Source organism: Pseudomonas sp. R3-57 (genome assembly GCF_051132065.1).
GTDB lineage: Bacteria > Pseudomonadota > Gammaproteobacteria > Pseudomonadales > Pseudomonadaceae > Aquipseudomonas.
This window is the reverse complement of record NZ_CP071655.1, coordinates 3,342,540-3,365,941: the sequence shown is the minus strand read 5'-3', so window position 1 is coordinate 3,365,941 and position 23,402 is coordinate 3,342,540. Positions and strand designations below refer to the sequence as shown.

13 protein-coding genes and 2 riboswitches are annotated in these 23,402 nt (G+C 61.2%); of the genes, 7 read left to right on the top strand and 6 right to left on the bottom strand.

Annotated features, from left to right (window positions below; all coding sequences use genetic code 11):
* Positions 1 to 61 precede the first annotated feature (61 nt).
* On the bottom strand, positions 62 to 3,772 hold the full coding sequence (gene metH, locus J3P93_RS15130) for a methionine synthase (protein WP_434589167.1): 3,711 nt from the start codon (positions 3,770 to 3,772) through the stop codon (positions 62 to 64).
* 154 nt (positions 3,773 to 3,926) lie between these two features.
* On the opposite strand from metH, the gene J3P93_RS15125 reads away from it, so the two are divergent.
* Positions 3,927 to 6,221 (top strand): fatty acid cis/trans isomerase, encoded by a 2,295-nt coding sequence (locus tag J3P93_RS15125; RefSeq protein ID WP_434589165.1) that lies wholly within the window; start codon positions 3,927 to 3,929, stop codon positions 6,219 to 6,221.
* A gap of 71 nt (positions 6,222 to 6,292) precedes the next feature.
* On the opposite strand, the gene J3P93_RS15120 is transcribed toward J3P93_RS15125, so the two are convergent.
* Complete coding sequence (locus tag J3P93_RS15120; RefSeq protein ID WP_434589163.1) at positions 6,293 to 10,789, bottom strand: SET domain-containing protein; 4,497 nt, start codon at positions 10,787 to 10,789, stop codon at positions 6,293 to 6,295.
* A 269-nt stretch (positions 10,790 to 11,058) separates the two neighbouring features.
* Between J3P93_RS15120 and nfuA the strand changes: the two genes are divergently transcribed.
* The gene (gene nfuA / locus J3P93_RS15115; protein ID WP_003225494.1) at positions 11,059 to 11,643 is read left to right on the top strand and encodes a Fe-S biogenesis protein NfuA; all 585 of its coding nucleotides are present in this window, start codon (positions 11,059 to 11,061) and stop codon (positions 11,641 to 11,643) included.
* Between the two features lie 123 nt (positions 11,644 to 11,766).
* Here the strand turns inward: nfuA and cobM are convergent, their stop codons facing one another.
* The 4 genes from cobM to J3P93_RS15095 all read right to left on the bottom strand — a co-directional run bounded on the left by cobM (position 11,767) and on the right by J3P93_RS15095 (position 13,912).
* On the bottom strand, positions 11,767 to 12,513 hold the full coding sequence (gene cobM / locus J3P93_RS15110; protein WP_434589160.1) for a precorrin-4 C(11)-methyltransferase: 747 nt from the start codon (positions 12,511 to 12,513) through the stop codon (positions 11,767 to 11,769).
* Positions 12,514 to 12,591: 78 nt separating this feature from the next.
* Positions 12,592 to 13,005 (bottom strand): cobalamin biosynthesis protein, encoded by a 414-nt coding sequence (locus tag J3P93_RS15105; RefSeq protein WP_039758622.1) that lies wholly within the window; start codon positions 13,003 to 13,005, stop codon positions 12,592 to 12,594.
* Positions 13,002 to 13,703 (bottom strand): CbtA family protein, encoded by a 702-nt coding sequence (locus tag J3P93_RS15100; protein ID WP_336354788.1) that lies wholly within the window; start codon positions 13,701 to 13,703, stop codon positions 13,002 to 13,004. The genes J3P93_RS15105 and J3P93_RS15100 overlap by 4 nt, the downstream gene beginning before the upstream one ends.
* A gap of 11 nt (positions 13,704 to 13,714) precedes the next feature.
* Positions 13,715 to 13,912, bottom strand: a complete 198-nt coding sequence (locus J3P93_RS15095; RefSeq protein WP_434589157.1) for a CbtB domain-containing protein — start codon at positions 13,910 to 13,912, stop codon at positions 13,715 to 13,717.
* A gap of 117 nt (positions 13,913 to 14,029) precedes the next feature.
* Positions 14,030 to 14,251, bottom strand: a riboswitch (cobalamin riboswitch).
* A gap of 85 nt (positions 14,252 to 14,336) precedes the next feature.
* Positions 14,337 to 14,548, top strand: a riboswitch (cobalamin riboswitch).
* Positions 14,549 to 14,649: 101 nt separating this feature from the next.
* Here J3P93_RS15095 and cobW point away from each other — a divergent pair.
* The 5 genes from cobW (at position 14,650) to J3P93_RS15070 (ending at position 23,349) form a co-directional block, all read left to right on the top strand.
* Positions 14,650 to 15,711, top strand: a complete 1,062-nt coding sequence (cobW, locus tag J3P93_RS15090; protein ID WP_434589155.1) for a cobalamin biosynthesis protein CobW — start codon at positions 14,650 to 14,652, stop codon at positions 15,709 to 15,711.
* 3 nt (positions 15,712 to 15,714) lie between these two features.
* Positions 15,715 to 19,563: a cobaltochelatase subunit CobN gene (gene cobN, locus J3P93_RS15085; RefSeq protein ID WP_434589153.1), complete on the top strand. Its 3,849-nt coding sequence runs from the start codon at positions 15,715 to 15,717 to the stop codon at positions 19,561 to 19,563.
* A gap of 222 nt (positions 19,564 to 19,785) precedes the next feature.
* On the top strand, positions 19,786 to 20,808 hold the full coding sequence (locus J3P93_RS15080; RefSeq protein WP_434589151.1) for an ATP-binding protein: 1,023 nt from the start codon (positions 19,786 to 19,788) through the stop codon (positions 20,806 to 20,808).
* Positions 20,790 to 21,473, top strand: coding sequence for a vWA domain-containing protein (locus J3P93_RS15075; RefSeq protein ID WP_434598396.1), 684 nt, complete (start codon positions 20,790 to 20,792; stop codon positions 21,471 to 21,473). The genes J3P93_RS15080 and J3P93_RS15075 overlap by 19 nt, the downstream gene beginning before the upstream one ends.
* Positions 21,474 to 21,789: 316 nt before the next feature.
* Entirely contained in the window at positions 21,790 to 23,349 is a 1,560-nt protein-coding gene (locus tag J3P93_RS15070; protein ID WP_434589149.1) for a TerC family protein, read from the top strand.
* The last annotated feature ends 53 nt before the right edge of the window (positions 23,350 to 23,402 follow it).

Sequence of the window (23,402 nt, the reverse complement as noted above, 5' to 3'; positions counted from 1 at the left end):
CCCGGGAGCAAGCAGCTCCCGGGCCTTGCGCGCCTTGGTTGTCGTAATTGAGCATCGTGCCTTAGTTGTCGTAACCCAGGTTCGGCGCGAGCCAGCGCTCGGTCACGCTCAGATCCTGGCCCTTGCGCGCGGTGTAGCTTTGCACCTGGTCCTTGTCGATCTTGCCTACGGCAAAATACTGCGCTTGCGGATGGGCGAAGTACCAGCCGCTGACCGCTGCTGCCGGGAACATCGCGTAGTGTTCGGTGAGGAACACGCCGCTGCGTCCGGCACGCATTTCGGCCGCTTCAGGATCAAGCAGGGCGAACAGCGCCGCTTTCTCGGTGTGGTCCGGGCAGGCCGGGTAGCCGGGGGCAGGGCGGATGCCGCTGTATTGCTCTTTGATCAGCGCTTCGTTGTCGAGCGTTTCATCCTTGGCGTAACCCCAGTGCTCCTTACGCACCTGCTGGTGCAGCCACTCGGCACACGCCTCGGCGAGACGGTCGGCCAAGGCCTTGACCATGATCGAGTTGTAATCGTCGCCGGCGTCCTGATAAGCCTTGGCGACTTCTTCGGCGCCGATACCGGCAGTGGTGATGAAACCACCGACGTAATCGGTCACTTCGCTGTCCTTCGGTGCGACGAAGTCGGCGAGGGAGAAGTTCGGTTTGCCGTCGGTCTTGATGATCTGTTGGCGCAGGTGATGCAGTTTCGCCAGCGGCTGGCCGTCATCGCCGTACAGCTCGATATCGTCGTCATGCACCTGATTCGCCGGCCAGAAACCGAACACGGCGCGGGCGCTGATCAGCTTCTCGTCGATCAGCTTGGCCAGCATCTCCTGCGCGTCCTTGTACAGCGCGGTGGCGGCTTCACCGACCACTTCGTCTTCAAGGATGCGCGGGAACTTGCCGGCCAGATCCCAGGAAATGAAGAACGGCGTCCAGTCGATGTATTCGGCCAGCACCTTCAGATCGATGTTATCGAGCACTTTGCTGCCAGTGAAGGTCGGCTTAACCGGCTGATAGTTGGCCCAGTCGAATTGCGGTTTCTTGGCGATGGCGGCGGCGTAGCTCAGGCGCTCGGTGCGCGCGCTGCGGTTCGAGGTGCGCTCACGCACGTCGACGTATTCCAGGCGGGTCTTCTCGACGAAACCGGCCTTCAGTTCCTTGGACAGCAACTGCGTCGCCACGCCCACGGCGCGGGAGGCGTCGGTCACATAAACCACCGCATCGTTGCTGTACTTCGGCTCGATCTTCACCGCCGTGTGCGCTTTGGAAGTCGTTGCGCCACCGATCATCAGCGGCAGGTGGAAATCCTGACGCTGCATCTCGCGGGCCACATGAACCATTTCATCCAGCGACGGCGTGATCAGGCCGGAGAGGCCGATGATGTCGCATTTCTCATCCTTGGCGACCTGCAGGATTTTCTCCGCCGGGACCATTACCCCGAGGTCAACAATGTCGTAGCCGTTGCAGCCGAGCACGACGCCGACGATGTTCTTGCCGATGTCGTGCACGTCGCCCTTGACCGTGGCCATGAGGATCTTGCCCTTGGCTTCCGGTTTGTCGCCTTTTTCCAGTTCGATGAACGGAATCAGGTGCGCCACGGCCTGCTTCATCACGCGTGCGGATTTCACCACTTGCGGCAGGAACATTTTGCCGGCGCCGAACAGGTCGCCGACGATGTTCATGCCGGACATCAGCGGGCCTTCGATCACTTCGATCGGCCGCGCGAAAGACTGACGCGATTCTTCGGTGTCTTCGACGATGTGCGTGGTGATGCCCTTGACCAGCGCATGCTCCAGACGCTTGTTGACGTCCCAGTTGCGCCACTCTTCGGTCTCGGCTTCCTTGACGCTGCCGTCGCCCTTGTACTTGTCGGCAATAGCGAGGAGGGCGTCGGTGCCGTCCGGCGTGCGGTTGAGGATCACGTCTTCAACGGCGTCGCGCAGCTCTTGCGGGATCTGATCGTAGATCTCCAGCTGGCCGGCGTTGACGATGCCCATGGTCAGGCCCGCGCGGATCGCATACAGCAGGAACACCGAGTGGATCGCCTCGCGCACCGGGTTGTTGCCGCGGAACGAGAACGACACGTTGGACACGCCGCCCGAGCTCAACGCGTACGGCAGTTCATCGCGGATGTAGGCGCAGGCATTGATGAAGTCGACCGCGTAGTTGTTGTGTTCTTCGATGCCGGTGGCTACGGCGAAGATGTTCGGGTCGAAAATGATGTCTTCCGGCGGGAAGCCGACTTCGTTGACCAGAATGTCGTAGGAGCGTTTGCAGATTTCCTTCTTGCGCGCCTCGGTGTCGGCCTGGCCGGCTTCGTCGAAGGCCATCACCACCACCGCCGCGCCGTAGCGCTTGCACAATTTGGCGTGATGGATGAACTGCTCGACGCCTTCTTTCATGCTGATCGAGTTGACGATGCCCTTGCCCTGAATGCACTTGAGGCCGGCTTCGATCACTTCCCATTTCGACGAGTCGATCATGATCGGCACGCGCGAGATGTCCGGCTCGCCGGCAATCAGATTGAGGAAGGTCACCATGGCCTTCTTCGAATCGAGCATGCCCTCGTCCATGTTGATGTCGATGATCTGCGCGCCGGCCTCGACCTGTTGCAGGGCAACTTCGAGGGCTTCGGTGTAGTTGTCTTCGCGAATCAGACGGGCGAATTTCGCCGAACCGGTGATGTTGGTGCGTTCGCCGACGTTGACGAACAGCGAGCTGCGATCGATGGTGAACGGCTCCAGACCCGAGAGGCGGCAAGCTTTTGGAATGTCCGGAATCTGCCGCGGCGCGTAACCGGCAACGGCTTTGGCGATGGCCTCAATGTGCCCCGGCGTGGTGCCACAGCAACCGCCGACGATGTTGAGGAAACCGCTCTGGGCGAATTCCTCGATGACTTTGGCCGTTTGCGACGGCAGCTCGTCGTATTCGCCGAACTCGTTCGGCAGGCCGGCGTTCGGGTGCGCGGAAACATGGGTGCTGGCCTTGTTGGATAGCTCTTCCAGATACGGACGCAGCTCACTGGCGCCGAGCGCGCAGTTCAGGCCCACGGAAATCGGCTTGGCGTGCGCCACCGAGTTCCAGAACGCCTCGGTGGTCTGCCCCGACAGGGTCCGGCCGGACGCATCGGTGATGGTCCCGGAAATCATGATCGGCAGTTCGATGTGCAGTTCTTCGAACACGCCCTGCACGGCGAAAATCGCCGCCTTGGCATTGAGGGTGTCGAAAATCGTCTCGATCAGGATCAGGTCGGCGCCGCCCTCGATCAGGCCTTTGGTGGCTTCGGTGTAGTTTTCCACCAGCTCATCGAAGGTGACGTTGCGGTAGCCGGGGTTGTTGACGTCAGGCGACAGCGAGCAGGTGCGGCTGGTCGGGCCAAGTACGCCGGCGACGAAGCGCGGCTTGGCCGGGTTTTCGGCCGTCTTGGCGTCGGCGACCTTGCGGGCCAGGCGTGCGCCTTCTACGTTTAACTCGTAAGCCAGTTCTTCCATGCCGTAGTCGGCCATGGAAATGCGCGTGGCGTTGAAGGTGTTGGTTTCGAGAATGTCGGCACCGGCGTCGAGATAGGCTTTCTCGATGCCACCAATCACGTCCGGACGGGTGATCACCAGCAGGTCGTTGTTGCCCTTGACGTCACTCGGCCAGTCGGCAAAGCGCTTGCCGCGATAATCCTGTTCTTCGAGCTTGTAGCTCTGGATCATCGTGCCCATCCCGCCGTCGAGAATCAGGATGCGCTCTTTGAGGGCTTGCTTGAGAGCTTGAAGGCGGACGCTGCGATCGGACATGTGGACTACTCGAAAAGACCATTACGAAGGAGCGGGATCATAACAAACCTGTGCGCTTTTGGAGCATGCCAGGCTTTTCCATGAATATCGCTCATGTTGGTACGGACGTCATAACGGTAGAATCGCAGCCTTTTTTACAATCGGGATCAGCAGCATGTCGTACCGCGTCATCAGTTTCATGTTGCTGTTCCTGAGCGGCGTTGCTGCAGCGCAGACGCCTGCGACCTCGTCCCCGATCAGTTACACGCGTGATATCCAGCCGATCTTCACCGAGAAATGCGTTGCCTGCCACGCCTGCTATGACTCGGCCTGCCAGTTGAACCTGGGCAGCGGCGAAGGCGCGGCGCGTGGCGCGAGCAAGATGCCGGTCTACGACGGCGAACGCACCCAGGCGGCACCCACCACTCGTTTGTTCTACGACGCGTTCGGCAAGCGTGCCTGGCAACAGAAGGATTTCTATTCGGTGCTCGACGCCCAAGGCAGCCAGGCGGCGCTGATGACGCGCATGCTCGAACTTGGCCATAAAACCCCGCTGACGCCGAACGCGAAACTGCCGGAAGACATCGTGCTGGGGCTCAACCGCAGCAATCTGTGCGCGATGCCTGGCGAATTCGACGCTTATGCCGGCGCGCACCCCAAAGAAGGCATGCCGCTGGCGGTCACCGGGCTGAGCGACCAGCAATATCAGACCTTGCAGCGCTGGCTGGCGTCCGGCGCGCCGATCGATGAACAGGGGCTGGCGCCGAGCGCCAAAGAAGCATTGCAGATCGTCCAGTGGGAAAACCTGCTCAACGCCCCCGGCGCGCGGCAGAGTCTGGTCGGGCGCTGGTTGTTCGAGCACTGGTATCTGGCGCACATCTATTTCAAGGACGGCGAGCCGGGGCATTTCTTCCAGTGGGTGCGTTCGCGCACGCCGACCGGTCAACCGATCGACCTGATCGCCACGCGCCGGCCCAATGACGATCCGGGTACGCAGGTGTATTACCGCTTGTGGCCGGTGCAAGGGGTGATCGTGCATAAAACCCACATCACCTATCCCTTGAGCGCGGCGAAGATGGCGCGGGTCAAAAGCCTGTTCTACAGCGGTAACTGGCAGGTCGATGCGTTGCCCGGTTATGGCCCGCAGAGTCGCGCCAACCCGTTTGCCACGTTCGAAGCGATTCCGGCGCAGGCGCGGTATCAGTTCATGCTCGACAACGCCGAATATTTTGTCCGGACCTTTATTCGCGGCCCGGTGTGCCGCGGGCAAATTGCGACCGACGTGATTCGCGACAACTTCTGGGCGCTGTTCCAGGCCCCGGAACACGACCTGTACATCACCGACCCGCGCTATCGCGGTCAGGCCACGCCGTTGCTGGCCATGCCGGGGCAGAACGATGACGTCGGCAGTGTCCTGAGCCTGTGGCGCGATTATCGCAACAAACGTAACGAATACGAGGCGCTGCGCCGCGACAACTACGCCGAAATTCCGGCGCCGAGCTGGTCGACCCTGTGGGCCGGCAATGACAACGCGCTGTTGAGTATCTTCCGTCACTTCGACAGCGCAGCGGTGGTCAAGGGTCTGATCGGCGACGTGCCGCAGACGATGTGGCTGTTCGACTATCCGCTGCTCGAACGCACCTATTACCAGTTGGCGGTCAACTTCGATGTGTTCGGCAACGTCTCCCATCAAGCGCAGACGCGTCTGTACTTCGACCTGATCCGCAACGGCGCCGAGCAGAACTTTTTGCGCCTGATGCCGGCCGATTCCCGCGAGGACTACCTCGACGATTGGTATCAGGACGGCGGCCAGTTCAAGATGTGGCTCGATTACGAAGCCATCGATGACGACAAGCCGACCGCCCTGAAACTCGACGAAAAGGACCCGAAACGCGACTTCGCGATGCAATTGCTGGCACGTTACGGTGACCTCAATGCGCGGCCTGATCCGATCAATCGTTGCGATGGCGCTTACTGCTCGCGGCCGAACATCGACCCGGTACTGCAAAATGCCGAGCAGGCCCTGAGTCACCTGAGCTCACGCCCGGCTGCCGGATTGAAAGTCATCGATCAATTGCCGGAAGCGACCCTGCTGCGCATCGAAACCGCTGGCGGCAAACGCGAGGTGTACAGCCTGCTGCGCAACCGCGCGCACAGCAACGTGGCGTTCCTGCTCGGTGAATCGCGGCGCTATCAGCCGGGGCTCGACACGCTGACAATCTATCCGGGCGTGTTGACCAGTTATCCGAATTTCATCTTCAACGTCCCGGCGGATCAGGTGCCGGCGTTTGTCGATGCCATGGAAAATGCCAGGGATGCCCATCGCTTCGATAAAATCGTCGAGCGCTGGGGCATCCGTCGCAGTCACCCGCAGTTCTGGTTTTATTTCCATGATCTGAGCCAGTACCTGCACGAAACCGACCCGGTGGAAGAGGGTGTGCTGGACATGAATCGCTACGAGAATCTTTGAGCAGACAACGACGCAGGCTTGTGGCCTGCGTCGTTGGGTGCGTCGTTGGGTGCGTCAATGCTGAACAGCGCTCATGTCGGATCGGTCGCTGAGGCTACGCCAGCGGCCCTCAAGGCTTTCCAGTATTCATAGCCGTAATCGAGGAACAGTTCGGTGCCTGCCGGAATCTTCTCCCATGCGAGCAAAAACACCATGTATTTGCCAACATAGATCGAGCCTACGTTCTCGACGCCTATGTTGGCTTGGCCGGGCACATTGACCGCATTGATCAGGCTCAGCACGTTGCTGTTGCCATGACCGCTCAGAGTGGCGCCCTTCGTTGCCGTTGCGAAGAGAAACGTGCTGACTTTTTCGGTGGATTTCTCCAGCATTTCCGCCCGTACGGATTTGGTCGTGCGGTGCAGTTTGCCGGTGTAAGGTCCTAGCACTTCGAAAGGCTCGATGTCGACTTTGGCAAATACCGACAACCCCCGTTCCGGGCCGTCGAGCGGTCGTCTGACTTCGAGTCGACTGGCCAGCCTGTCATGATGGCGGCCTTCATCGGCGATCCATTCCTGGACGTCTTCGGTGATTCTTCGTGTCATTTCCTTGAGTCTGGGACCCTCGAACCCCGCGAGAAAGCGATTGGTTTCGGTGATGGTGATTTTGTCGATATCACCCTCAAGTTTGCTCGTGAGGCTGATTCTGACATCCGTCGGGTCCTGAAGAATGGGGGCATTGTTATTGATGTGATGCCCAAGCGAAGGGGCCAGATCCGTGGCGCGGGCGTTGTCTGGCGCAGCATTGTCCAGTCGAGGTCGTTTGGAACTGCCAGCAACCGGCGGCGAAAGTGGCCCTGTTTCGCGAGGCGATGGTGGCTGCGGGATCTGCCAGGAAGCGGATTTTATCGCACTACCGGGGGGAAGGGACTTTCGAGCACGCATGAGCGCTGAATCCGAGGCAGCAAGCAATTGCAGACACTCTGGCACCGCACTTCTCAATTCACCCCGATCATTGACAAACGTTGACCAGAGCACCGGGTCTAGATTGTTGTCATTGAGGAACGTACCCATGGTACTGGCGGACCCGGTAGCGATGTAACGCACGCGCCATTGCTCGATGTGCTCTGCGGTCAAAGGCGTGAACGCCTGGTTATGGGCATATTTCTCCAATACCTTGCCAGGTGCCCGGAACGAGCCATCGGTGTTGACGTGGGTAATGAAGTCCTGCGGGTCAAGATTGTGCGTGGCGGCGAAGCCTTCGCGGCTGAGGGTGCTGCGGCCTTCCTGCGACAGGCTGCGCCACTCCCGCAGATGCTCGTAGGTGACGACCGTACGCGCGGTGCCGGCCCGATCCAGTACTTGTTGGCCCAGCGGTTTCAATTGCCCTTGTGTGTGGACAAATTGCCTGAAAGCGGCCGGGTCCAGCCGATGTTTTTTCGCGAAGGCCTCAAGGGTGACCTCCAGCACGTGCTCGCTGAACCGCGACCACTTTTGCAGATGCAACGGTGTTGTCACGGTGGGATCATCAGGCGCGCCGCCCCTGACCCGGATTTCCCGGGTGTACCAGTGACCGGGCTTTACCGATGACACATTAATTGACAGGTCACGGTTGTTTTTTGGGTTGACCAGCACCACCGAAAAACTGTTTTCGCCGGTCTGCGCGGTCTCCTGAATGAATCCATAGGAGTTTTCACGTACCTGATAAACGGCGACGGTGCCGCGTTCATCAATGTTGCAAATGAACTTCTGGTTGTACTCAGTCCGGAAAAAGATGCCGCGCGCGTCGGCTTCAAGTCCGGATATCCAGTGCGGTTGAACCGCGTAGGGCCGCAGCAACGGACTGCTGTTGCTCATGACCGTCACCGGCTCGCGATAGCGTGGGCCGAACGCCTGGTTCGACACGGCGTCGATCAGGCGATAATCCACCGCGTCCAGGCTGCCAACGTTGCGCATCGGAATATTGGCAATCCCCTCGACCGTACACAGCCGATCACCGGGTTGACGCGGGGTCCAGGTGTTCGGGTCGACTGCGAGCAGATGCTGAGCGGTGACCGTGCCGTCGCGCAACTGGGCGATGCCCAGCCGTGCCTGGCGTATTGCCGCTGCGCCGATCTTGCGCAGGGCAAAGCGCCCAAGCTGGAGCAACCCCAACACCGATTCCAGCGGATTGAGTTCGCGCAGCGTCGAGATCAGCAGGGTCCGCGTCAGGCTGGCGAACCTGGGCAGGGCGAGGCGCAGGCCGAGCTTGCCCGCCTGACTGACCAGCCGGGAACAGCCGGCGAGGTATTTGCCGATAGGCAGGGCAAAAGACACGATATCGGTGAACAGGCCAAGCCCGCCGCGTTCGATGCGTTGCGGGTCGCCAGAAGCGAGGTCGTCAACGGCGCCCCAGAACGGTACGAGCATCTTTCCCCAGAAGCTGAGGTCCTCGAGAAAATCCCTGCCAATGTCCATGCTGCGCGTAGCCTTGCGGGTGTCTTCGAGCAGGGCTGACTCATCCTTGTAAAACAGCTCGCGAGCGATCATGGCGGCCAGTGTTTCTGCCCGGGCAGAGGTCAGGTTATTGGCCGCAAAGGGCAGGGTGCGTGTTGCGACGTCGGGAGAGCGATTTTCAATGGATACCGCTACAAGCGTTTCGCCGACCTGTTCGGCGATAAGGTTGGCGTGCTCGTCCGCTCTGGGTTTCGAGCCGTCGCGGTAGGCTTGCCAGTCGAACGGCAACTCGGTGCCTTTTCTGAAAGACCCCCGGCTGGTTCGACTGCTGGAGCCAACGCTCTCGACCTTGATCTCACCACCGACTGGCAGCGAGTCGATGTCTTTGCGCAGGCGCACGATACCCGCTCGCGGGAAGACTTCAACGTAGCGGACTTTTGCCGGATAGACCGGGTTGACCATTCGCAGAATGAACCCGCAGCGGGCACGCACGGCGTCGGTATTGGTTTTGTTCTCATGTTCGACTTGCGTGTCGTTGAGTGGCAGCCTCAGCGAGTAAACAGTCACTTCGTCCCGCTCCAGATCACCCCGGCATGCGGGCAGATATTGGGCGAGCAGTGTCTTGATCAAAGACTTATAGGCGGCTCGTGGAGTGATCAGCCAGGCATGAAATGCCTTGTCGTACGCTGCGTCCGAGGCATAGCGAAAGCGACTCGGCGGGCTCAGCGCGAGGTTTTTCAGGGCATCGAGCATTTCTTGCTCATGCTGTTCCAGCGTGCTCAATGCCAGTTCTATTTCGATGACCGGGTAAGCCGCCTGACGTGTGGCGAACAATCCCATCGCCGCCCCCCATTCCACCGTCGGGCGGACCTTGGCGGCGGCTACCAGTCGCTGTTGCTCGATATCGTGCGCAAAGGCCCGAAAATGCTCTGCCGGCAGGTTGAGCAACTGTTCGAAGTTCATGTGCCGGGAGGAGCCTGGCGCGACGGATTCGGCCAGCACGAAACCGCTCTTGAAATTCACCCAGGTGCTGGACGCGGCGTACGGCAGTGCGTCGGGGATGTCCTGAACCCACGCTTCGCTGGCCACATTGCTCTTCATGATGGCCACCGCTAACAAGGCAATGGGCCGCTCGACTGACAGCGATCTCTGGAAGTGTTCGATCAATGAATCGTGGATGGCCGAATAGCCACACCCGGGCTCGATCAGTATCTGCAGTTCGTTCTGATAGTTACCGTGCGGGTCCGGTTTGATACTTAGCCAAAGCGCTCGCCATAACAACTTCGTCAGTACACTCGCCGCGCGGTTTTGCTTGTTCTTTGTCGTGTACCAATTCAGTTCATCGGCAATACGTTGCGCCAGTTGCAGGTTATTGGCAGATTGCAGGGCTGTTTCCAGAAGCGCTACCGGCGTGGTCTGGGTCAACTTTTCAAATTTTGCATTGAGTTTCACCGGTACGACATTCGCCAGCAGACAGCGTGATGTTTCGGCTTCAATTTCGCGGACAGCCCGCATGATTGTTTCGTCGCCGTCGGCGCTGAACAAATGCTCATAATCACTGACAGGCCCGTGATGCCCGAGCAGCCATAACGCGCGATGCTCAACCAGATTGTGCAGCAGGCGCTGCCAGTCGGCATGTTTCGCGGGACGCCGCGGGATCAGCGCGTAAAACGCCAGAACCTGGTCGAAGCGCACGGAACCGTCGCTTTTGAGCCCGTTGCCGACCTTGCGATAGATATCCAGCAAGACATCAATGTCGATGGACCAATACATCGGCACATCCCTGAGCGTTGCCGAGTGACCGGCGATCGGGAAAACTTCCGCAGGGTCAGGTGTCGGCGACTTCGTGGAACTCAACTGAAAGGACAGAAGATCGTACAGGAAGTCGTTGCCTAACAGCGATTGATCGGGCACGGCAGGGGTAGCAAGGTGCGCTATGAAATCTTCGTCTGCCTCGAGTTTTTTCAATACCCGAAAGGCTTCCTTACACTCTCGGCCCAATTCCGAGCCGGCGGGCGGGTGGTAATAGAGCTGGCTGGCATCGGTGTTGAAGTTATCGTCGATCAGCCCATGCAGGTAACTGATCAGGTGGTTGAGGTCGTGCAATCTGCGCGGCGGTGTCTTGTTGTAAAAACGGGATAGCGAAGTAGACATTCAAGGCCTTTGAACCATAGTGGCTCGGAAAATAGTCGAAGGCCTTGAATATAGGGGGGTGGAAATCCGGCGAAGGCATACATATATATGGAGGCGAATGTGCTTGGGTTTCCATTTGTTAACAGCGCACCCGCCGTTCAAGCGCCGAACCATCAGCGTGGTCAGCGAGCGGGCGAGGGCACACGCCCGGCTTTTTCCGACAAAAATACTGGGACTTTGTCCCGCGCGCCGATTGGCGTAAACTGCGCCCAAGCCTGCGAGGAGTTTCCATGACCGCTATTACCATTACCGACGCCGCCCACGATTACCTGGCTGATCTGCTGTCCAAGCAGAACACCCCAGGCATCGGCATCCGCGTCTTCATCACCCAGCCTGGCACCCAGTACGCCGAGACCTGCATTGCCTACTGCAAGCCGGGCGAAGAAAAACCTGAAGATACGGCGCTGGGGCTGAAAAGCTTCACCGCGTATATCGATTCGTTCAGCGAAGCGTTTCTCGACGACGCCGTGGTCGACTACGCCACCGACCGCATGGGCGGCCAGCTGACTATCAAGGCGCCAAACGCCAAAGTACCGATGGTCAACGCCGACAGCCCGGTCAACGAGCGCATCAATTACTACCTGCAAACCGAAATCAACCCGGGGCTGGCCAGCCACGGCGGTCAGGTCAGCCTGATCGATGTGGTTGAAGACGGCATTGCCGTGCTGCAATTCGGCGGCGGTTGCCAAGGCTGCGGCCAGGCCGACGTGACCTTGAAGGAAGGCATCGAGCGCACGCTGCTCGAGCGCATCCCGGAACTCAAGGGCGTGCGCGACGTGACCGACCACACGCAGAAAGAAAACGCCTACTACTAAGGCGTTCGCTGCGAACAAGAAAAACGGCGCCCCGTGAGCGCCGTTTTTTTATGCCCCGCACTTATGTTTGATCGTTCCCACGCTCAGCGTGGTAACGCAGCCCGGGACGCTCCGCGTTCCAGCTTACGGTCTGTATAAGTGCGCATGCCCCGCCCGATACAACGACGACTCACTGAATACCTCACTCCCCAGCACCCGCCCGACCAGAATCAGCGCCGTGCGCCGAAAGCCTTTCGCTGCCACCTTGTCCGCAATGTCCGCAAGCGTCCCTACTACCCAATCCTGATCCGGCCACGTCGCCCGATGAATCACCGCTATCGGGCAATCCGCACCGTAATGCGGCAACAACTCCACAAGAATCTTCTGCAGATGATTGACCCCCAGGTGGATCGCCATGGTTGCGCCATGCCGGGCCAGATTGCCCAGTTCTTCGCCGACCGGCATCGCGGTCTTGTCGGCATAGCGGGTCAGAATCACGCTCTGCGACACATCCGGCAGGGTCAGTTCCGCCCCGAGCAGCGCCGCACAGGCGGCGGTGGCCGTCACGCCCGGAATGATCTCGAACGGGATATCAAGCTCACGCAGATAACGAATCTGCTCACCGATCGCGCCATACAGGCTCGGATCGCCGGAATGTACCCGCGCGATGTCATGACCGTTGGCATGCGCGGTCTTGATCAGCTCGATGATTTGTTCAAGGTGCAACTCGGCACTATTGACCACGGTTTGCGCCTGATGCCCCTCGAGCACTGCGGCGGGTACCAGTGAACCGGCATAGATGATCACCGGACAGTGGCGGATCAACCGTTGGCCTTTGACAGTGATCAATTCCGGGTCGCCGGGGCCGGCGCCGATGAAATAAACGGTCATCGTTGAATCCTAGTAGTAGAGGCGCGACAACGCTTCAGATGAAGATTGTTCATGATGGATGGCGGCGATTATCAGGATTTACGCGGCGCCGGCCAATGCCAGAGTGGCCTGAGCGTATTTTTGTCGGCTGATCAGCAGCTTTGCCGGCGCCTGCAGGAGTTGTTCGGCGAGCGCCAGCGCTGCACTTTCCGCCACGCCGTAGCAGCCGGTGCGTTCGTAAGCGATTTGCGACTGGTGGCTGAGCATTGACTGGTAACCGGCCAATTCCTCGCTGCTGAAGTACAGCAGGGGCAAGGCCAGTTGTACGGCCAGTTCCTGCAGGCCCGGTTCGTCGCGCTTCAAATCGATGCTGGCCAGGGCCTTGATTGACTTGAGCTCGATGCGGTGCGCCTGCAAGGCCTGGTCGAGCAACGCGCGCAGCGTGCTGGTCGGACAGCCGCGTTGGCAGCCGAGGCCGACCACCAGCGTGGACGCCGCGCGGTCATCGCTCATGCGTGGTAGCGACCGTCGCTGTTGCGGCGGAACAACCAGGCGCTGATCAGGCCCAGGGCCAGCCAGAACGCCACGTTGGTCAACTGCGAAGCGATCTTGAACTGGCTTTCCAGCGCCTCGGGCGCGAGCATTGAATGCACCAGCGGCTGCGGCGCGCCGATCACATGCGGCACCGCGAGAATCGCTACGCCGAGCAGCTTCATCAGCCAGTGCCGGCTGAAGGCGATCAGCGACAGGCCGACGGCGGTCGAGGCCGCCGTGCCGATCCACCACATCTGCCGCGACGCCAGATCAGCCGCAGCGGTGCCCGGCAATTCCGGCGGCAGGCCCAGCGTTGGCGCCAGAACGAACGTCGCGTAACCGGCCAGACCCCAGAGCAAGCCTTGCGCGGTGGAGCGCGGCGCACGCAGGGTGTACAGACCGGCAAGCATCAGGGCGAAACCGACCGCTACCACCAGATTGCCACCGGTAGTCGAAACCACCCGCTGCCAGCCGTTTTCCGGCTCCCAGGCTTCGCCGTCATGGCTGTGCGCCGCGGTGCCGGCCGCGTGTTCGTGGACTGCGGCGACCGGCTCGGATTTTTCATAGGTTTCCGCCTGAAGAATCAGCGGCGAGACCCAGAAGCTTTGCAGCAGCGTGAGGAGCAGGGCGGCCAGCAGGCCAGTGAAACCTGCGGTTTGCGCAATTCGCTTGATCATGTCGAGAGGTCTCAGTGGCACGGAAACGCAGCGCTGTGGCGGGTGTCGTGGGCGGCGTTGTGCACCGCTTCGATATGCGAAAAACCGGCGAAATACACAAGGCCCGCGCCGAGAATCGAGGCGAAGGCGGCGGCGATCAGGCGTTGGCTCAGGGTGGTGGTGCGGGTGATTTTGTCCGTGTTGCTGGCGGTGCTGCTGATGATCGACATGGCGCTTCCCTATAGTGTCAGGGGCAGTCGAACGCATGCGGACCCTGCGTGACGGACGCGCAGAGGTACGAACAGCGCCCGCCCACCGCGGGTTTGTTATGTCCAGTGACGCCGATTGCGCACTGTGTGTTGCGGGCCGGTCTCCGGGCTCGCGAGGGGTTGGCGCCTGGCCGACCTGCAAGCGTCACCTTCCCATGCCGGGTTGGCACAGTGGTTTTGACGCTTCGCTCGCTTACCGTTGCGGGGGCAGCACCGGACTGACATGGCTCTGAGTAAAGCACATGATTCACCGGTTTCCCGTTTCACCCTGTGAAGGGCACCCGTAACAAGGCGTACAGGAGAGCATGTGGGTGGGTTTGAGTCAATTTTCGGTCGCGAGTGAATATCCACGAAACCAAAGCATTGACCCATTACCAAGCCATGCGTAGCCTTGCGCCTTCGAGGTTCTTCGGTATCTGCCGAAGCTAAGAAGGGAACGCGGTCAAAGCCGCGGCTGCCCCCGCAACTGTGAACGGTGATGTTCGCTGCCACGCCACTGCCAGCTTGGTCTACGAGCCCGCGGGAAGGCGCAGCGAACGCCAGGCCCGGCGCCTGAACACTGTCAGCCAGGAGACCTGCCTCGTCACAGATTCTCACTTTCAACCGGGCGGGGTGATCCGGTGGCGAATACTTCCGGCGCGCCTGCGCGTGGCCGGTTCTCGTCCCGTATGCCCGCCGCTTTGCCAAAGGGCATACCGATGAAAACACTGGCCAAACTCCCCGTCACCATCGTCACCGGTTTCCTCGGTTCGGGCAAAACCACCTTGCTGCGGCACATGCTCGACAATGCTCAGGGCCGGCGCATTGCGGTGATCGTCAACGAGTTTGGCGAGCTGGGCATCGACGGCGAAATCCTCAAGCAGTGCACCATCGGTTGCACCGAAGAAGAAGCCAGCGGCCGCGTTTACGAACTGGCCAACGGCTGCCTGTGCTGCACCGTGCAGGAAGAATTCTTCCCGGTGATGCGCGAACTGGTCGCGCGTCGCGGCGATCTCGATCACATCCTCATCGAAACCTCGGGCCTGGCCTTGCCCAAGCCGTTGGTGCAAGCCTTCCAGTGGCCGGAAATCCGCAGCGCCTGCACCGTTGATGCGGTGATCACTGTGGTCGACAGCCCGGCCGTGGCCGCCGGCACCTTTGCCGCGTTCCCGGATCAGGTCGATGCCCAGCGCAAGCTTGACCCGAACCTCGATCACGAGTCACCGCTGCACGAACTGTTCGCCGACCAACTGGCCAGCGCCGATCTGGTGATCCTCAATAAAGCCGACCAGACCAGTCCGGAAGATCTGGCGCGTGTGCGCGCTGAAGTCGCCGAAGAGTTGCCACCTGCGGTAAAAATCATTGAAGCGAGCAACGGCCGTCTGCCGCTGGACGTGCTGATCGGCCTCGGCGCGGGCTCCGAAGAACACATCGACAGCCGTCACAGTCACCATGACCATCACCACGACGGTGATGACGATCACGATCACGACGCTTTCGACTCGATCTCCATCGAACTGCCGCAAGCCGACGAAAGCCTGCTGCTCGACGCGCTGACGCAACTGGTGGTGCAACACGGCATCCTGCGCGTGAAAGGCTTCGCCGCGATTCCGAACAAGCCGATGCGCCTGCTGATTCAAGGCGTGGGTACGCGCTTCGACAAGCATTTCGACCGTCAGTGGGGCGCCGACGAAGCGCGCGTGACACGTCTGGTGTTGATCGGCCAGGAATTGGATGCAGCACAACTCGAAGCGCAACTGCGCGCCGCGCTCAGCGTTTAAGCCATGCACCTGCTCAGGACCCAGCCCGGCGGTTTCGTCTCGGATGACAACATTGCCGACCTCGGCCAGACCCCCGCCGAGTTGGTGATCCTGTGCAGCGGCGATTCCAGCCTTGCGCTGCTCGCCGAAGCGGCGCAGCAGTTGCCGCCGAACTACCCGAGCCTGCGTCTGGCCAACCCGATGCAGGTGCAGAATCATGCGTCGGTCGATCTGTACGTCGATGAAGTGTTGCGCCACGCCAAGCTGATTCTGATTTCGCTGCATGGCGGCATCGCCTATTGGCGGTATGGCGTCGAGCGCCTGGTGGAATTGTCCGAGCGCGGCGTGCACGTGATTCTGGTGCCGGGCGACGATCGCCCCGACCCGGAACTCAGCGACTTGAGCACCGTCAGCGCGGTGGAGCGTGACCGTCTCTGGCAATTTCTGCGTCAGGGCGGCCTGGGTAATGCGCTGGATTTTTTCCGTTGCCTGGGCAATCGCTGGTTCGCCCGCGATTGCCCGTGGGACGAGCCGCAAACCCTGCCGCGCACGGCGATTTACCATCCGAACAAAACCACCGCGACACTGAGTGACTGGCAAGCCGAATGGCGGCCCGCGCAACCGGTGGCGGCGCTGTTGTTCTATCGTTCGCACTTGCAAGCAGCCAACACAGCATTCATTGATGTGTTCTGCCAGCGCATGCAGGTCGCGGGACTCAATCCGCTGCCCATCGCCGTCGCCAGCCTGAAAGAACCCGGCTGCCTGGCGGTGGTCGAGGACTGGCTGGACGAAGTCGAGGCGGGGGTAATCCTCAATACCACCGGTTTTGCCCAGTCCAGCCCCGAAGCGCCTCATCTGCGGCCGTTTCGCCGCAATATCCCGGTGATCCAGGCGATCTGCGCCCAGGACAACGAGCCCGGCTGGCGCGACAGCGAGCAAGGCCTCGGCCCGCGTGATCTGGCCATGCACATTGCCTTGCCGGAACTTGACGGGCGCATCATCAGCCGGCCGATCAGCTTCAAGGATCTGGCCTGGCGCAGCGAGCGCAGCCAATCCGATGTGGTGTGCTACCGCGCGCAACCCGAGCGCATGGATTTCGTCGCCGAACTGGCGCGGCGCTGGACTGATCTGGCGCGAGTGCCGAACAGCGAAAAGCGCATCGCACTGATCCTCGCCAACTACCCGACCCGCGATGGACGCATCGGTAACGGCGTCGGCCTCGACACGCCAGCGGCCGCGCTGAATATCCTGCGTGCGTTGCAGGCTGAGGGCTATCCGGTGTCGGCCGATTTACCAGGCAGCGGCAGCGCGTTGATCGAGCAATTGCTCGGCGGCGTCAGCAATGACCTCGACACGATTGACCTGCGCCCGTGCCAGCAAAGCCTGGCGATGGACGCTTATCTCGCGATGTTCGACGCACTGCCTGAAGCCAATCGCGCCGCCGTGATTGTGCGCTGGGGCGCGCCGGATACCGACCCGATGTGCCGCGATGGACGCATGATGATTGCCGGTCTGCGTTTCGGTCTGACCTTCGTCGGCATTCAGCCGGCACGCGGGTATCAGGTCGACCCGAGTGCGGTCTATCACGACCCGGATCTGGTTCCGCCGCATGGCTATCTGGCGTTCTATTTCTGGCTGCGCAACACCTACGGCGCCCACGGCGTGATCCATGTCGGCAAGCACGGCAATCTCGAATGGTTGCCGGGCAAAGGCGTCGGCCTGTCGGAGAAATGCTGGCCGGACGCGCTGCTCGGGCCGCTGCCGAATATCTACCCGTTCATCGTCAATGACCCGGGCGAGGGCGCTCAGGCCAAACGGCGTACGCAAGCGGTGATCATTGATCACCTGATGCCGCCGCTGACCCGCGCTGAAACCTACGGTCCGCTACGCAATCTCGAATTGCTCGCCGACGAGTATTACGAAGCGCAGTTGCTCGACCCGCGTCGCGCCCGGGAATTGCAGCGCGACATTCTGCAACTGGTGCGCGATACGCAGATCGACCGCGAACTGCAACTGGATGCCGCGCTGGACAGTGATGCCGACGCGGCGATCTGGTTGCCGCGTCTGGATACCTATCTGTGCGATTTGAAGGAGTCGCAGATTCGCGACGGTCTGCATATCTTCGGCGAATCGCCGAGCGGACGTTTGCGCATCGATACCTTGCTGGCCTTGCTGCGGATTCCGCGCGGTGACGGAAAGGGCGCGCAATCGAGCCTGTTACGTGCGCTGGCCAAGGCGTTCGAACTGGGGTTCGATCCGCTGGATTGCGCCCTGGCCGAGCCATGGACCGGCCCGCGCCCGGCCGAACTGCAAATCGTCACCGATGAAGCCTGGCGCACCGCCGGCGACACCCGCGAACGCCTGGAATTGTTCGCCACCGACCTGATCGCCCAATCCCTGCATATCCCTTGTAGGAGTGAGCCTGCTCGCGATAGCGGTGGATCAGCCAACATCAAATCAACTGACACACCGCCATCGCGAGCAGGCTCACTCCTACAGGAACCGGGGTGGGCTGAAGTCGGGTTGATCATTGATAGTTTGCGCGAGGTCATCGCACCACGCCTCGACGCCTGCGGCCCGGCAGAAATGCGCGGCCTGCTCGACGCCCTCAGCGGTCGTTTCGTCCCCGCCGGCCCGAGCGGCGCGCCCAGTCGCGGGCGCCTCGACGTGCTGCCGACCGGGCGCAACTTCTATTCGGTGGACGTGCGCAATTTGCCGACCACCACCGCGTGGCGCATCGGTTTCCAGTCGGCGACGCTGATTCTCGAACGGCACTTGCAGGATCACGGCGATCACCTGCGTCAGCTCGGCTTGTCGGTCTGGGGCACCGCCACCATGCGCACTGGCGGTGATGATATTGCCCAAGCGATGGCGCTGATGGGCGTACGGCCGGTGTGGGCCACCGGCAGTCAGCGCGTCGATGATTTCGAGATCCTGCCGCTGAGCCTGCTTGATCGTCCGCGCGTCGATGTGACGTTGCGCGTTTCGGGATTTTTCCGCGATGCGTTTGCCAACCTGATCCGCTTGTTCGACGCCGCCGTGCAAGCGGTCGCGGCGCTGGACGAGCCGGATGACCTCAATCCGCTGGCCGCCAAAGTGCGCGCCGAGCGCGAAGCGCTGCGTCAGACCGGCGTCGATGAAGACACCGCGCGGCGGCAGGCCGGCTGGCGCATCTTCGGCGCCAAGCCCGGTGCTTACGGCGCTGGCGTGCAGGGTGCCATCGACGGTCGCCTGTGGCAGAGCCGCGAAGACCTCGCCGAGGTCTATCTGAACTGGGGCGCTTACGCCTATGGCGGCGCCGACGAAGGCACCGCCGCCCGCGAACAGTTCGTCCAGCGCCTGAGTCAGGTGCAGGCGGTGCTGCAGAATCAGGACAATCGCGAGCATGACTTGCTCGATTCCAACGATTACTACCAGTTCCAGGGCGGCATGCTCGCCGCCGTGGAGAGCCTGCGCGGCGAAGTGGCGGCGAGTTATCACGGCGATCACAGCCAACCGGATTTGCCGAGAATCCGCACCCTGAAAGAAGAGCTGAACCGGGTGATCCGTGCACGCGCGGCGAATCCGAAGTGGATCGACGGGGTCAAGCGCCACGGCTATAAAGGCGCGTTCGAGATGGCCGCGACGGTTGATAATCTTTTCGCCTTCGACGCAACCACGCAATTGATCGACGATCATCAATATGCGCTGCTGGCCGACGCTTATCTGCTGGATCCGCAGACCCGGGAGTTTGTTCGCGAGCACAATCCGCATGCCTTGCGAGATATGACCGAACGCATGCTCGAAGCGCAGCAGCGGGGCATGTGGCAGGAGCCGGGGGCTTATAAGGAAGCGCTGGAGAATTTGTTGCTGGATATCGAGGAAGATGGATAACGCCTCCAAAAGCCAACCCTCACCCCAGCCCTCTCCCGGAGGGAGAGGGAGCCGATCTGGTCTTGTTCGAGGCGTGTGTTCGACTCGCAATATCAGATCGGCGCAAATCGAGAGATCATCCCAATCAGTCCCCTCTCCTCCGGGAGAGGGCTAGGGTGAGGGGCTTTACCTGACACACCAGAACATTGAAGACCACCAACGACCACGCCAGAGAACCCACACATGACCGACACCCCGCATTTCCCCCTCTCCGCCGTGGTCGGCGCCGATGACCTCAAGCTCGCCCTGTGCCTCACCGCCATCGATCCGAAAATCGGCGGCGTGCTGATCGAAGGCCCGCGCGGCATGGCCAAATCGACCCTGGCCCGTGGCCTTGCGGACCTTCTCGCCAGCGGCCAGTTCGTCACCTTGCCACTGGGCGCGACTGAGGAGCGTCTGGTCGGCACCCTCGACCTCGATGCCGCCCTGAGTGACGGTCGCGCGCAGTTTTCCCCCGGTGTGCTGGCCAAGGCTGATGGCGGCGTGCTCTATGTCGATGAAGTCAATCTGCTGCCTGATCACTTGGTCGATCTACTGCTCGACGTCGCCGCCAGCGGCACCAACCTGATTGAACGTGACGGGATTTCCCATCGTCATTCGGCGAAATTTGTCCTGATCGGCACGATGAACCCGGAAGAAGGCGAGTTGCGCCCGCAGCTGCTCGACCGCTTTGGTCTGAACGTCGCGCTCAGCGGCCATACGCAACCGACCGAGCGCGGCCAGATCATTCGTCGACGGCTGGATTTCGACAGCGATCCGCAGGCCTTTTGTGCGCAATGGGCCACCGCGCAACAAAGCCTGCGTGAGCGCTGTGAGCATGCGCGCATCGCATTGACCGGCATCGAACTGGACGATGCCGCGCTGGCGCAGATTACCGAGCGCTGTTTCGCCGCCGGCGTGGATGGCTTACGCGCCGATCTGGTGTGGTTGCGCGCAGCCCGCGCGCACGCGGCATGGCGTGGGGCGACGCAGATTGGCGAGGAAGATATTGACGCCGTGGCCGAGTTTGCCCTGCGCCATCGACGTCGCGAACCGTCGGCCCCGCCGAGCCCGCAACAGCAGCAACAGCCACAACAACCGCCACAGTCGCCCAAACAGACGCAAAGCACCGCGAGCGAAGGGCAGGGCCAGTGGGGCGATATGCCGGCACCGGCGCTTGCCACCGGCACTCGACGAGAAGTGCCCGTCTGGCCAAAAAAGCCCTAGGCATTCGCCCCCGATCCGACGCGGGGGCGAATGCCAGACCCCGCGCCGGACGGCTCGACAACGGACGCCAAGGCAAGCGCCACAGCGCGAGGAATGGCTCGGTGAACTGGCCGGGCACGCTGATAAACGGACGGCCACGACTGCGCGAAGATCTGCTGTTTCAACTGCGCACCCGCTCGCCGCTCGAGTTGTGGCTGGTGATTGTCGACGCCTCCGCTTCGACGCGACGCCATCAGGCCTTGAGCGATGCCAAAGGTCTGCTCGCGCAGTTGTTCGACGACGCCTACCGCCAACGCGCCCGGCTCGCTTTGTTGACCGCCAGTGGTTCGACGCCGAAATGGCAAGTGCAGGGACTCAAAGCGTCCAGTGGTCTGCAAGCGTGGCTGCAAGCGTTGGGGGCGGGTGGTGGCACGCCGTTGCTTGCGGCGCTGTTGCAGGCGCAGCAGTGGCTGGTGCAACGGCGCAAGCGTTTCCCTGCCGAACAGCAGCGATTGCTGGTGGTAACCGACGGGCGCTTGAAACAATGTTCCGGGCTGCCGGTGCTGGATTGCCCGGGATTGCTGGTCGATATCGAGCGTGGACCAATTCGCCTGGGCCGGGCGCAGGCAATCGCCGAAGCGCTGGGGACTGATTATCGGCACATCGATGAGCTGGCTGAGCGTTGACGATCGCTTGGCGAGCCTGCTCGCGAACGCAGCTGTCTTCAGCTCATCCGTACAGATCTTGAAATGATTTGCCACTGGGGAAAATGTGTCTTGAGGCTGTACGCTCCAAGGCCATTTTTCATTCAGGATTTGCATGAACACCCTCTCGGAGCCCCCCAGTTATCCCGCCTCCTCGCGCCACGGCGCGGTCTCGGTGCTCGCGCAGCATCCGGTTTTTCGACTTCCGACTATCTTTGCCAATGCGGCTCTAGAGCCTTTGCGTTGCGCTTTGTCGTGTCCGGCAGCCTGAATTCACTGAGAGAGATCGAGACGTTTTATGGAATGGTTAGCGGATCCCACGGCCTGGCTGGGCTTGTTGACATTGATCGTGCTGGAACTGGTGCTGGGTATCGACAACCTGGTGTTCATTGCGATTCTGGCGGACAAACTGCCGCCGCATCAGCGCGACCGTGCGCGAATCATCGGCCTGTCGCTGGCACTGATCATGCGTCTGGGCCTGCTGGCGAGCATTTCCTGGCTGGTCACGCTGACGCAGCCACTGTTCGAAGTGTTCGGCAAAAGCTTCTCCGGGCGTGATCTGATCATGCTGTTCGGTGGTGTGTTCCTGCTGTTCAAGGCCACCATGGAATTGCACGAGCGGCTGGAGGGCCATGTCGGCGAGCGCACCACCAACGCGGCGTACGCGCTGTTCTGGCCGATCGTTGCGCAGATCGTGGTGCTGGACGCGGTGTTCTCCCTCGATGCGGTGATTACGGCGGTGGGCATGGTCGATGAACTGGCGGTGATGATGATCGCGGTGATCATTTCCATCGGCCTGATGATCGTCGCCAGCAAGCCGCTGACCCGCTTCGTCAATGCGCACCCGACGGTGATCATGCTGTGCCTGGGCTTTTTGATGATGATCGGTTTCGCCCTGACCGCTGAAGGTCTGGGCTTCCATATTCCGAAGGGTTACCTGTACGCGGCCATCGGTTTCTCGATCCTGATCGAGGTGTTCAACCAGATTTCCCGGGCGCGCCGCAAACGCTCGATGCAGGGTGTGCGCCCGTTGCGTGAGCGCACGGCCCATGCGGTGTTGCGCTTGCTCGGCGGTCGCACCCTGGCTGCGGAAGAGGTCGGTGAAGAAATCTCCGACCTGCTCGATAACGGTGACGCGCCGAGTGCCGAGCTGTTCGACCGTCGCGAGCGGGTGATGATCAGTGGCGTGCTGCAACTGGCCGAGCGACCGATTCGCCAGTTGATGACGGTCCGCGCCGATGTCGACGCCATCGATCTGGCTGACGACGCGGAAACGATTCGTACGAAGTTGATGCATTCGTCCTACTCGCGCTTGCCATTGATTCGCGACGGTGCGGTGGATGAACCGTTGGGCTTTGTGCACAAGAAGGAATTGCTCAAGGATTATCTGGCCGGCGCCGAGCCAAACCTGGAGCAACTGGCTCGCCAGACTGTCAACCTGCTCGACAGCTATTCGATCCTCAACGCGCTGGAACAGATGCGCGCGGCCTCGACGCACATTGCGTTTGTGGTCAACGAATTTGGTGATTTCGTCGGTGTGCTGACCATGACCGACATTCTGGAATCGATTGCCGGTGAGTTGCCCGATGCCAGCGAAATCGAAGGCCCGGACGTGCTGGAGGAGCAGGGCGGCTATCTGGTCAGCGGCGCATTACCGCTGGCCCGCGTGCGCCAGCGCACCGGGTTCGCTGCCGAGCCGACCGAGGATTATCAAACCATGGCCGGGTTGGTGATGAGTCTGCTGGATCGCTTGCCGATGAAGGGTGACCGGCTGGCATATGAAGGCTGGCAATTGACGGTGAAGGCGGTGGAAGAGCGACGGGTGACGCGAGTGTTGTTGGAGCGCGCGGCTGCATGATTGCGCTGGTCATTGCCTGACCCTCAGGCATCGCCAGCAGGCTGGCTCCCACA

Coding starts and splice junctions, on each gene's coding strand:
- J3P93_RS15100 (WP_336354788.1), bottom strand. CDS start 13,703: ATGATCAAGCGAATTGCGCAAACCGCAGGTTTCACTGGCCTGCTGGCC.
- nfuA (WP_003225494.1), top strand. CDS start 11,059: ATGACCGCTATTACCATTACCGACGCCGCCCACGATTACCTGGCTGAT.
- J3P93_RS15070 (WP_434589149.1), top strand. CDS start 21,790: ATGGAATGGTTAGCGGATCCCACGGCCTGGCTGGGCTTGTTGACATTG.
- J3P93_RS15095 (WP_434589157.1), bottom strand. CDS start 13,912: ATGTCGATCATCAGCAGCACCGCCAGCAACACGGACAAAATCACCCGC.
- cobN (WP_434589153.1), top strand. CDS start 15,715: ATGCACCTGCTCAGGACCCAGCCCGGCGGTTTCGTCTCGGATGACAAC.
- J3P93_RS15105 (WP_039758622.1), bottom strand. CDS start 13,005: ATGAGCGATGACCGCGCGGCGTCCACGCTGGTGGTCGGCCTCGGCTGC.
- J3P93_RS15080 (WP_434589151.1), top strand. CDS start 19,786: ATGACCGACACCCCGCATTTCCCCCTCTCCGCCGTGGTCGGCGCCGAT.
- J3P93_RS15120 (WP_434589163.1), bottom strand. CDS start 10,789: ATGTCTACTTCGCTATCCCGTTTTTACAACAAGACACCGCCGCGCAGA.
- cobM (WP_434589160.1), bottom strand. CDS start 12,513: ATGACCGTTTATTTCATCGGCGCCGGCCCCGGCGACCCGGAATTGATC.
- J3P93_RS15125 (WP_434589165.1), top strand. CDS start 3,927: ATGTCGTACCGCGTCATCAGTTTCATGTTGCTGTTCCTGAGCGGCGTT.
- cobW (WP_434589155.1), top strand. CDS start 14,650: ATGAAAACACTGGCCAAACTCCCCGTCACCATCGTCACCGGTTTCCTC.
- metH (WP_434589167.1), bottom strand. CDS start 3,772: ATGTCCGATCGCAGCGTCCGCCTTCAAGCTCTCAAGCAAGCCCTCAAA.